General features: G+C 27.6%; 8 protein-coding genes and 1 other RNA gene. 3 read left to right on the top strand and 6 right to left on the bottom strand.

From position 1 onward, the window contains the following. Window positions 1–18 precede the first annotated feature (18 nt). The 6 genes from FYJ26_RS00045 to FYJ26_RS00020 are packed head-to-tail and all read right to left on the bottom strand — an operon-like array spanning window position 19 to window position 9501. Window positions 19–1710, bottom strand: a complete 1692-nt coding sequence (locus FYJ26_RS00045; RefSeq protein WP_154538698.1) for a phospho-sugar mutase — start codon at window positions 1708–1710, stop codon at window positions 19–21. After that, the gene (gene pulA / locus FYJ26_RS00040; protein WP_154538697.1) at window positions 1700–3583 is read right to left on the bottom strand and encodes a type I pullulanase; all 1884 of its coding nucleotides are present in this window, start codon (window positions 3581–3583) and stop codon (window positions 1700–1702) included. Before pulA ends, FYJ26_RS00045 begins: the two co-directional genes overlap by 11 nt. Before the next feature lie 20 nt (window positions 3584–3603). After that, window positions 3604–5811 carry a glycogen/starch/alpha-glucan phosphorylase gene (locus tag FYJ26_RS00035; protein ID WP_154538696.1) on the bottom strand — a complete coding sequence of 736 codons (2208 nt, stop codon included), beginning with the start codon at window positions 5809–5811 and terminating at the stop codon, window positions 3604–3606. Between the two features lies 1 nt (window position 5812). Beyond that, window positions 5813–7243, bottom strand: coding sequence for a glycogen synthase GlgA (glgA, locus tag FYJ26_RS00030; protein ID WP_154538695.1), 1431 nt, complete (start codon window positions 7241–7243; stop codon window positions 5813–5815). 10 nt (window positions 7244–7253) lie between these two features. Continuing rightward, entirely contained in the window at window positions 7254–8366 is a 1113-nt protein-coding gene (gene glgD, locus FYJ26_RS00025; RefSeq protein ID WP_154538694.1) for a glucose-1-phosphate adenylyltransferase subunit GlgD, read from the bottom strand. A gap of 1 nt (window position 8367) precedes the next feature. Next, window positions 8368–9501 carry a glucose-1-phosphate adenylyltransferase gene (locus FYJ26_RS00020; RefSeq protein ID WP_154538693.1) on the bottom strand — a complete coding sequence of 378 codons (1134 nt, stop codon included), beginning with the start codon at window positions 9499–9501 and terminating at the stop codon, window positions 8368–8370. Between the two features lie 152 nt (window positions 9502–9653). On the opposite strand from FYJ26_RS00020, the gene ssrA reads away from it, so the two are divergent. The 3 genes from ssrA (at window position 9654) to FYJ26_RS00005 (ending at window position 11731) form a co-directional block, all read left to right on the top strand. Further along, window positions 9654–10010: a transfer-messenger RNA gene (gene ssrA, locus FYJ26_RS00015) on the top strand. A 354-nt stretch (window positions 10011–10364) separates the two neighbouring features. Beyond that, window positions 10365–10955, top strand: a complete 591-nt coding sequence (locus tag FYJ26_RS00010) for a helix-turn-helix domain-containing protein (protein WP_154538692.1) — start codon at window positions 10365–10367, stop codon at window positions 10953–10955. Next, complete coding sequence (locus FYJ26_RS00005; RefSeq protein WP_326831224.1) at window positions 10919–11731, top strand: IS3 family transposase; 813 nt, start codon at window positions 10919–10921, stop codon at window positions 11729–11731. The genes FYJ26_RS00010 and FYJ26_RS00005 overlap by 37 nt, the downstream gene beginning before the upstream one ends. Window positions 11732–11848: the final 117 nt, after the last annotated feature.

Genomic DNA, 11848 nt, shown 5'->3' with positions numbered 1-11848 from the left:
AGTAACCTAGCCCTAGTCTTATTCTACTTTGTTAATTATTTTGTTAACCTCATCTTTTATCTTATCTTTTTTGCTTATTGCCTTATCTTTTGTTTCATCTATTACGTTTAAATATAATTTGATTTTTGGCTCAGTTCCTGAAGGTCTTAGAACAAACCAAGAGTCATCTTCAAGATAATATTTTAATACATTTGATTTTGATAAACCAGTTTTGTCATTTTGATAGTCTATAATGTTTTTAACTTTTAAATTACAAACTTCCTTAATAGGATTAGTTCTAATACTTTCCATTATTCTTTTTATCTTATTTGCTCCATCAAGTCCCTCAAGAACAATTGATTGAACTTCATTTGCATAGAAACCAAATTTTTCATATATTTCTTCTAATACATCTAGTAAGGATTTGCCTTTTTTCTTATAGTAGGCTGTCATTTCACTTATAAGCATAGCTGAATTTACAGCATCCTTATCTCTTACAAAATCTTTGTAGTTATAACCTATACTTTCTTCAAATCCGAATATAAAGGTTCCCTTACCGTTTCTTTCAAACTCATTTGCTATTTCATATATATTTTTAAATCCAGTTAAAACTTCATACACATCTACACCAAAGCTATTAGCTATAGGATTAACTAAATCTGTTGATACTATTGTTTTCACTATAGCTCCATCACTAGGTAATTCACTATTTTCTTTAAGTGCTGTAAGGATATAATTTGCTAAAAGAGAACCTATTTTATTACCTGTTAGAAATTCATACTCTCCCTTATTATTTCTTACTTCAACGGCACATCTATCTGAATCAGGATCTGTTGCTAAAAGTAATTCTGCTTCTTTTTTCTTACCCAACTCTTCAGAAAGTCTAAAAGCTTTAGGATCTTCTGGATTTGGATATCCAACTGTTGTAAAGTCAGGATCAGGATTTTCTTGTTCTTCTACTATATAAATATTTTTAAATCCTCTTTTTTCTAAAATTTTTCTAACTAATTTGTTTCCACATCCATTTAGTGGCGTATAAACTATTTTAACATTTTTATCTATATCTTCATTTATTGTACAATCTAGAACTTCTTTTATATAATCTTCAATAACCTTAGGGTCGACATACTTTATTATACCTTTTTCTACTCCATCATTAAATTCGATTCTTTTAATCTTAGAATAGTCATCATATTCTTTCATGTAATCTTGAATTTTTACAGCTGTAGCTTCTAATATTTGACTTCCATCAGAACCATAAGCCTTATATCCATTATACTCTCTTGGATTATGACTTGCTGTAATCATTACACCAGCATAAGAATTTAACTTTCTAATTGTATAAGAGCATACTGGAGTTGGTTGAATTTCATCATATATATATACTTTTATTCCATTAGCAGCAAAAACTCCAGCTGCAATTTTTGCAAAGTCCTCTGATTTATGTCTTACATCATAGCAGATTGTTACTCCCCTATCTCTTGCTTCATCTCCTCCTTCATTGATGGTATCAGCAAAAGCTTGACTTGCTTTAGCAACAGTATAATCATTCATCCTATTTGTGCCTACACCTAGTTTTCCTCTAAGACCTGCTGTACCAAAGGCTAATTCTTGATAAAACCTATCTTCGATTTCTTCTTCGTTATCTCTAATTAATCTAAGCTCTTCTCTTGTAGCTTCATCAAAAAAATCATTGTTTAGCCATTTTTCATAAGTTTCTTTATAGTTCATTTCCTTCTCCTCCAATATAAACATTTACTGATATTTTTTCAAAATTCTCAATATTTGATACATTAATCTTATTATTAATTTTACCCATTTTTGAAAAAACTTTTCTCACAATATCGTCTTTAGAAAAAATATTATCTCTTAAAGTTTTATTAAGTTTTACTTCACTGCTTGAAGCATTGAATACAACATAAATTCTTTTATTCTTATCTTCAATAGTATATGAAATTAAATTATCATCAAGTCCTTCTATAAATTTAAGTTTACTTTTTATTAATGAGCTTTTATAAATATTAAACACATTTAGTTCTTTTCTTAATTCTATCAATGATTTCACATAAGTATAAGTTGATAAATTATGTATCTTATCTTTCCAATCTATTCCGTTTATACTTAATCCTGCATTATAAGAATTTCTATTATTTTGTTTTGAATTATTAAATTCATTTCCTTCATATATAAATGGTGTTCCAAAAGATAGAAATATAAGCGCAAATCCGAGCCTAGATATTTCTTCTATATTTTTCTCACTTGTTAAAGATATTCTTAATTTATCATAGTATATAAGATTATCATGACAATTAAAGTAATTTATTACCTCTCTTGCATCATCTGCAAAACCCATTCTTTTACAATCATAATCAATGCTTCCAGCAATACCTATTTCTATTTGTGTTTTTAAAGAAAAATCTCCCTGTATATATCCTTTGGAATAACCATCATTATTACCTTTTATAGCATCTCTAAATCTATTGTTAAATACTGCAAATCCATTTGACCTTTGCCTACCTATCAAAATTTGCTTGTCTAATGCTAGGGATGAAGTACCTCCCATCCAAGGCTCACCATATATAATTATATTGGGATTGATTTCCTTAAGTTCTTTCAAGGCAATTTTAATGGTATCTATATCAATTAAAGCCATTAAGTCAAATCTAAATCCATCAATTTTATATTCTTTAGCCCAAAATTTTAAACAGTCAATTATAAGCTTTCTAACAAAAGGTTTTTCACTTGCAAGCTCATTACCAACACCTGAACCATTAGAATAAGTCCCATCTGGATTTTTCCTATAATAATATCCTGGAGCCAAGATTTCAAAATTGGAATCTTTAGTTTTGAAAGTATGATTAAAGACAACATCCATAACAACCCTAATTTTTTCTTTATGAATTGAGTCAACCATAGTTTTAAATTCCTCTATTCTAGCTTTAGGATTATATGGATTTGTAGAGTATGAACCCTCTATATTAAAATATAGCTCTGGATCATATCCCCAATTATAATTATCTTCATCAAAAAATTTATAATCCTCTTCAAATGTTGATATAAAATCATATACCGGTAAAAGCTGAACATGACTTATTCCTAATTCCTTAATATGGCCAAGTCCTGTTTTTACCCCTTCATAATATGAATTACTTTGACTTAAACCTAAAAACTTCCCTCTATATTCTACTGAAGAATTCTTATTAGCGGTAAAATCTTTAACATTAAGTTCATAAATAATAATATCATTTAGGTCAGATAGGCCATAATTAGATTTATACCTAGAATTAATCTCTTCCATATCAACAACTGCAGACATTATACTATTTATGGAAGAAGCTTTTGAATAAGGGTCAGTGACTTCATATTTATTTTCAACCAAGTATGAATAAAAATATCCATCCAAATCTCCATAATACCTATACTCAAAAACTCCATTTTTATTTTTCTTCATTGGATAAGAATTTTTTCTTACTTTCCTATAATCATCACATAAAAGTAAATTTATTTTATCTCTATTAGGTGAAAAAACCCTAAAGTCTGTATATTCTTTTTTATATATTGCTCCTAATTCTATATCCTTTATCTCTTCGTAACTAATACTCATAATCTCCTATTTCCCTGATTTCAGAATTTTTTATCCAGACTAAAATTATTTGCCCATATAATATTTCTTATTTCATTATTTATCCAAAGTTCTTTATCCAAGTAATCCTTAGACATCTTAAATCTTAATTTAGTGAGTTTATCTAAATCTTTAAATATAAAAAATGAGTCATTATATTTTATTAAATAATCATATATTATCTTAAAATTATATGGTAGTCTATAATAATCTTCATTAATTAGATTATCAACAATATATCTGATTATATCATCTTTATAGTAAAAGTCACGCGCATTATAATTTTTTTTCACATCATTAATTTCTATAAATTCATTACCAAACTTATAGATAGAGTTTTCTTTGGTAATGTTTTCTAATATCCCACCTTTAGTTGAACAAATATTGGAAAAATTGTGGGCTGAATTTAACATATTGAAACTTTCATTATCAAAATTTACCAAAGTTAAATTACTATATATATCACATGCAGGGTAAAGAATTTTCGATTTCTCAACATTTATATCCTCTATAAATATTATTTTTAGTTTATTTTTTATAAGAACATCAGAATCAATCATATGTTTTAAGGCAAGAATAAACTTAATAACTTCTTTCGCCATAAAATAGCCATCATTAGCAAAACCTGAAAAAATATAGCTTGTTGGAGAAAAGTTTATATTTGAATTATCTTTAAGTTTATAATAAATTGAAGCTATACTTAAGGCATTTAGAAGTTGTCTTTTTGCTTCATGAAAAACACTCAATTGCATATCAAATATAGAGTACGGGTTTATCCTATCATTTTCCAACCCCAATTTTTTAATTAAATTTTTTTTGTTTAATAGTTTACTCTCATCTAAATCATCAAATATTGTCTTATCCTCAAAATCATCTAATGCAAAACTTTCAATGTTATAAATATTATGATTAGATAAAACTTTATTAAAATATTCATTATTCGTATATGAATATAACTCCTTATCTATACCAAAATTTATATATGAAGAATTCTTACTACTATCTTCACTATTTTCTTGATATACCTTAGATAAATAGTAAAAATTTTTAGTAAAATACATATTAATCTTTTTATAGGATAAACTATTGTTTTCGAAAATTGAATCATTGTATTTATTTTTACAATATTCATTTAAAATATATAGAAACTCATAAAAATTACTATCTATTTTTTTTACCATATCCATTGAATAATATTCTTTTGACTCTGGAGTAAGTAATATAGCTATATGAGTAAATACTTTTCTTGCTAAATTTACGCTTTCTTCAAGTTCTATTCCATAACCTTGATAAAGGCTTCTAATAAACTCTATTATAGCTTGAGTAGGATGAATATCAGCAAGTATAATATTAACTTTTTCCCCTATAAACTTAATATCAGCTTCTTTTTTAAAATATCTCCTAAATATATCTTGTATACAACTAACACAATAAAAATATTCTTGTCTTAGCCTATAAAATTTTCCTTCATAATTAGAATTATCCAAATATAAAAATTGGGTTAGGGAGTTATCCTTTGCATAATCGCTATATACACTTTCTAAATCTCCGCTAGATAAGTTCATGTAATTAATTTTATTGATTGACTCAGATTTCCATAATCTCAAAGTATTAATAAATTTATTATTTCTATTTATTACTGGCATATCATAGGCTACAGATTTAAGATCTCTGTTTTCTATATTTAATATATAGGAGAAAGATTTTTTGTGTTCCCATTTGTTGCCCCTATATAGCCAATTATTAGGATTTACAAATTGTTTTCCTTCTCTAATTTCTTGTTTCATGCTGCCACTCTCATATCTAAGAGCATAAGCCATGGCCTTAATCTTCTTTTTTGAGAATTCTTTAATTAAATACCAAGCTGCTGTTCCAATATCTCCATTACCAAGACTGGGCTCTTTCTCATAATTTATTAAATCTTCGTATGAGAAATCAATATCTTTAATGAAATCATCTAATTGGTCTTTCAAATCCAATGATAAAACAACTTCTTCAAGAAATTTGCTAGGATTATATTCGAAAGACAAAAGATAGGTATCAATATCATTATTAATTTTATTAGACTCTACCCACCTAATCCCCAAATCTTGCATTAGGGCATTAACTAAAGCATCATAAACTTCTCCAATCCTTGCCTCTTTTAAATCTTTAGCATAAAAAGAATACAAAAAACTTTGTATTCTTTTTAATATGATATTATCTTTCATTTTAAGCCTTTATTTTTTTATATAATTCTATATATTTTTTAGATGATTCTTCCCAATCATTTTTTTCAGCCATGGCATTACTTATTAATTTATTAAAAGCTTTTTTATCATTTTTATATAAATCTAAAGCAGCCTTTGTTGCAAATAATAGCTCATGAGCATTTATATTTTCAAATGAAAATCCTGTTCCTTCCCCTGTATATTTATTATAAGGAGTAACTGTATCTTTCAATCCACCTGCTTCTCTTACTATAGGTAATGATCCATATCTCATTGCTATCAATTGGCTTATACCACAAGGTTCAGATATTGATGGCATCATATACAAATCACTTGCCGCATATAATTTATGACTTTCCTTGCTGTCATAGTAAATTCTTGCAGCAACCTTTTTTGGATATTTCCATTCAAAATACTTAAACATTTCTTCATACGTATAATCCCCTGTACCTAGAACAACAAGTTGGATGTCTTCTTGTAAAAGTTCATCTAAAATATACCTAATCAAATCAAAACCCTTCATAGATGTAAGTCTTGAACAAATTCCAATCATAGGTATATCTTTATTGACAGGAAGTCCATATTCTTTCTGAAGTTTTGTTTTATTAATTGTTTTTTTATCTATAGATTTAATATCATAGTTTTGATCTATATTATTATCTGTTTTTGGATTCCATATATCATAATCTATACCATTAACTATGCCAGAAAGTTTGTCTTGGTATTCCCTTATTACACCATCCAAACCTTCTCCATAAAATGGATATTTTATTTCTTCTGCATAATTTTCGCTTACTGTATTAAAAGCTGTAGAATGAACTATTCCACCTTTCATTAGATTTATAGCATCAAAATATTTTAAATCATGCTCATTGAAATAATAGCCATCTAGACCTGTTAATGTTAAATATCCAGAATCAAATACGCCTTGGTATTTTAGATTATGAATTGTAAATAGACATCTTATATCTTTATAAAATTCATCACCCTTCTTAAAATCATTTACATAAATATTTACAAGAGCTGTATGCCAATCGTTAGCATGAATTATGTCTGGCTTAAAATCAATTATTTTTGGAAGCTGAGTAAGAGCTTTAGAAAGATAAATAAATCTTTCAGCATCATCATCGTAGCCATAAGGATTTGGTCTATCGAAATACTCTAAATTGTCAATAAAGTAAAAAATAACACCATTCCATTTCAAGCTATATACACCTGCATATTGATGTTTCCAGTCTAGATCAACATAGAATTCTTTAATTTTTTTCATTTTTTTTCTATACACTTGACTTATTGTTGAATATAGCGGCATAGCCACTCTAATATCAATACCTTTTTTTGCTAATTCTTTAGGAAGTGAACCAGCTACATCAGCAAGCCCACCTGTCTTTATAAAAGGATCAGCTTCACTGGTCAAAAACAATACTTTCATATTAAACTCCTTAATTTACATGCTCCCCTTTTTCAGTAAGGAAAGGATGAGTCCTATTTCCAAATAGTTTTATATCGTTATGAATTTTTGTATCCTTATCAGTTATAACATGGTTTAGTATAACTCCTTCACCAATTTCAGAATTTTGGAAAATAATGGAATTTTTAATTACCGCACCTTTTTTTACAGTAACTCCTCTAAAAATTATAGAATTTTCAATCTCTCCTTCTATGAGTGCACCGTTAGCTACCAAAGAATTTCTTACTTTAGAACCTTTTAAGTATTCGGTTGATGGCTCATCTTTACTTTTTGTATACACCATTCCTTGCTTATAGAAAACTTCATCAAAGTAATCTCTATCAAGTAAAGCTAAACTAGTTTCAAAATAGGTTAAGGTATCCATTATTACCTTAAGGCTTTCTTTAGATTTATAAAGACCTATGGATTTATCTTTTGGATACTTAAATAAGGCATCTAAAATTGTAGTTGCATTGTTCTTCTCGATTGAATATCTTAATAAATCAATAAATAAATCTTTTTTGATTAGTAAAGAACCAGTAAATAGATTTATTTCTTCTTCAAGACCTAAATTTATACCAACACTTTTAGGTTTTTCTCCTTCAGTATTTATAATTCTTCTATTTAGATAATAACCATACTCATCATTCTTCTTTTGTGTGAAAATAAGAGCATCTCTACTTTCCTCAAGCATTTGCTGATACGCATCTGATATATCTACCTTGGTAATATACATTGGATTTGTGATATAAATATATTCTCTCTTTGTATCTATAAAATGCTTCATTGTATTATAATAAGTTTCTATTTCATTGCTTGCTCTTGACTTATTATAGATAGGTGGTGATATTGTAAGACCACCGCTTCTTCTATTTAATTCCCAATTTCTACCATCCCCTACATGATCAAGAGTTGATCTTAAAGGCTCTCCTCCATACAAAATTACACTTGATATATTATGATTAGTGATATTAGATAGGGTAAAATCAATCACTCTATACCTACATCCAAAAGGCAACATATAATCAGGTCTGTACTTACACAATGTATCGTAATTCTTCTCATCAAATTCTGAGCTATAAATTAAAGCAAGTATATTTTGCATTCTATTCCTCCTCTATACCATCTTTACTAACTAGGTAAACTGAAGTAGTATTTTTATCACCTATATTTTCAGTAATTTCCATATTTTCTGTTATTACAGCATTGTAAACTTTAATTCCTTCTTTTATAGTTGCTCCTGATAAGATTACAGAATTATTAACACTTGCATTTTCCTCTATTCTTACATTAGAAAATAATACTGAATTATTTACTTCACCATCTATAATACATCCCTCATTAATTAAAGCATCATTTAAAACACCATTTCTACCTATTCTATGAGGAGGAAGATTTAATGCAGTTGTATATATCTTCCAAGAATTATCTTGTATATTAAGTGGGTTTTTTGGATCTATCAAATCAAGATTTGCTTGCCAATATGATTTAACAGTTCCAACGTCTTTCCAATAACCATCAAATTTATAAACAAATAAATTCCTATGATTACTCAATAAATATGGAATTATATCTTTACCGAAGTCATTTGAAGATTCCTTATTTTTATGATCTTCGACTAGAGCTTGTCTTAAAATTTTCCAATTGAATATATATATACCCATAGACGCAAGGTTAGACTTTGGATTTTCAGGTTTTTCTTCAAATTCAATTATCCTTCCTTCATCATCTGTATTCATAATTCCAAATCTAGATGCCTCATCCCAATCTACTTCCATTACTGCTATTGTTGCATCTGCTCCCTTTTCTAGATGCTTATCTAATAGCTTAGTATAATCCATTTTATATATATGATCTCCTGAAAGAATTAGTACATATTCTGGATTTATACTATCTAAGTAATTAATATTTACAAAAATTGCTCCAGCTGTTCCTTCAAACCACTTTCCACCTTCTTCAGTGTAATATGGTGTAAGAATCCTTAGTCCTCCAAAGTTTCTATCATAATCCCATGCAGCACCTATACCCAAATGCTTGTTTAATAATTGAGGTTTATATTGGGTAAGAACACCAATATCTCTAATTTCTGAATTTGTAGCATTTGATAAAGCGAAATCTATAATTTTATATTTTCCACCAAAGGGTACGACTGGCTTTGCCATATCTTTTGTTAAAGCTTTTAACCTGGTACCTTGACCTCCTGCAAGAAGCATAGCAGCTATTTTATTTGAGTTTCTCATATTTCCTCCTATCTATAATAGAATAATAAATTTTATTACTTAATAATATGATACCCAAATTTATAAAAAATAATTAATAATATAAAACCTTTTCTCAAATGTTTTTTTGACAATTATTTCTATATTGGTATAATAATCATTACATTATATAAGGGGGTGTTTTGGTTTCGACGTGCTTGTTAAGACTTAAGTTGCAGGTCGTTTATCAATTCGTAAAATTGAAAATTAAATATAAATGCAAACAACAATAGCGAAAGACAATTCGCACTAGCTGCCTAGTTTTAGGCAAGCAGCAAATAAATAGCTTGGTCACAGGAGCTTTTATTTGTTTCATACTTTATGTGGCAACTAATATACAAAGCTTTGAGTATATTAGTATTTATGAAGCTAGTCTAGTAAGTTATTTGTAAGTATATGAGTACTAGATGAAAAATAAATACTTACTAAACTTGTAGATACTTTTGTTAAAGCTTGTACGGACACGAGTTCGAATCTCGTCATCTCCACCAAACTTATTTTAGACCTTGATTTTTCAAGGTTTTATTTTTATAAGTGGCAACATTTTGGCAACAAAAATCAAAAAAATAAAAAAACACTATAAAAAACTGTAATTTGATAAAAATCTGTTTTATAGTGCCTAATTAGAGTATATAAGAAAACTATATTGATAATAAAATAAAATCGCTTAAAGCTCAATATAGAACCTTAAAAAATCTTATATTTTTATAATTTTAATTAAATACAGATATTTTTATAATAATCTTTGAAATAATTTGATAGAGTCCGTATAATTGTGTAAAAAGAAAAAGGTCATTTTGATATGTACCCTCTTTACTGGACAAACCAATAAGGAGGGTATTTTTATGAAATATAGCTATGAGTTTAAAAAGAACTGTATAGAATTATACAAACAAGGTAAATGGGCTGATACACCTAGAGGTATCAACAAATATTACTTCCGTAACTACATAAGAAGATGGAATAATTTAGTAGAAACACATGGAATTGAGATATTAAAGCATAAATCTCATAACAATAGTTTTTCAGTAGAGGATAAATATAATAGTGTATTAGAAGTTGTTAAAGGAAAATCTACTTATCAAGTTTCTATTGAATTAGGAATCAGTGAAGGTAATATTCAAAACTGGATTAACAATTACAAAATTTACGGATATAATGGTCTTGTAAATAAAAAGAAAGGTCGTAAATCTAAAAATACAACTATGAAAAAAACAAATATCCATAAACCAAAAAAACTTAATGAATCTGAACGAGAAGAGCTAATAAGACTTAGAGCTGAAAATGAATATATAAAGGCTGAAAATGAATATATAAAGGCTGAAAACGAAATAATAAAAAAAGAAATCGCCTTGAGAGAAAAGAATTACGCTGCACAACTCAAGGCGAAAAAGCAGCGATTGTCAAAAAACTCAAAGAAAAAGGCTACAGACTAAAATATCTTTTAATAGCTATCGATTTGCCGAAGTCAACATACTACTTTGAAATTAATAAAGTTGATGTGGTTAAGATTAGAAATAAAAATATAGAAAATAAAATATCTGAGATATTCAACAATCATAAAGGAAGATATGGTGTAAGAAGAGTATATAGAGAATTATTGAATCAAGGATATAAAATAAATCATAAAAAAGTTCAGAGAATAATGCATGAATTAAAACTATTTGGTAAAAGGCCTAGAGAAAAATATCATTCATACAAATGGAAAGTAGGAAAGATTGCTGACAATATAATAGACAGAAATTTTAAAGCTGATAAGCCATTACAAAAATGGAGTACTGATATATCTCAATTTAACTTTTCATGGGGTAAATGCTACATCTCTCCGATACTTGACATGTATACAAATGAAATAATTTCTTATGACTTATCATTAAGTCCTAATTTAAAGCAAATATCTAATATGTTAATGAAAGCATTTAACAAATTTCCAAAACTAAACAGCTTAATATTACATTCAGATCAAGGTTGGCAATACCAACATAAATATTATATAAATGAACTTAAGAAACATGGTATAGTTCAATCAATGTCAAGAAAAGGTAATTGTTATGATAACTCAATTATGGAAACATTTTTTAGAAGATTAAAGAATGAAGTTTATTATGGTTACGAAAAGAGCTATAGCTCTTTTGAAGAATTTTCGAAAGCAATAGAAAAATATATTTATTATTACAATAACGAGAGAATTCAGGAAGAAAAGGGTCTGTAAATAGTTTTGTGTATCAACCTAAATCCTGATCAATGGGTAAGGGTTGATGGGTCTGTAAATAGTTTTGTGTATCAACCTAAATCCTGATCAATGGGTAAGGGTTGATACAATTTTTTA

This window comes from Anaerococcus porci (genome assembly GCF_009696575.1).
GTDB classification, from domain to species: Bacteria; Bacillota; Clostridia; order Tissierellales; family Peptoniphilaceae; genus Anaerococcus; species Anaerococcus porci.
The sequence above is the reverse complement of the archived record's forward strand: the minus strand, read 5'-3'. Positions and strand labels throughout refer to the sequence as shown.

Excerpts from the sequence above, each read along its gene's own strand:
- pulA (WP_154538697.1), bottom strand. The coding sequence starts at position 3,583 with ATGAGTATTAGTTACGAAGAGATAAAGGATATAGAATTAGGAGCAATA.
- FYJ26_RS00020 (WP_154538693.1), bottom strand. The coding sequence starts at position 9,501 with ATGAGAAACTCAAATAAAATAGCTGCTATGCTTCTTGCAGGAGGTCAA.
- FYJ26_RS00035 (WP_154538696.1), bottom strand. The coding sequence starts at position 5,811 with ATGAAAGATAATATCATATTAAAAAGAATACAAAGTTTTTTGTATTCT.
- FYJ26_RS00045 (WP_154538698.1), bottom strand. The coding sequence starts at position 1,710 with ATGAACTATAAAGAAACTTATGAAAAATGGCTAAACAATGATTTTTTT.
- glgD (WP_154538694.1), bottom strand. The coding sequence starts at position 8,366 with ATGCAAAATATACTTGCTTTAATTTATAGCTCAGAATTTGATGAGAAG.
- FYJ26_RS00010 (WP_154538692.1), top strand. The coding sequence starts at position 10,365 with ATGAAATATAGCTATGAGTTTAAAAAGAACTGTATAGAATTATACAAA.
- glgA (WP_154538695.1), bottom strand. The coding sequence starts at position 7,243 with ATGAAAGTATTGTTTTTGACCAGTGAAGCTGATCCTTTTATAAAGACA.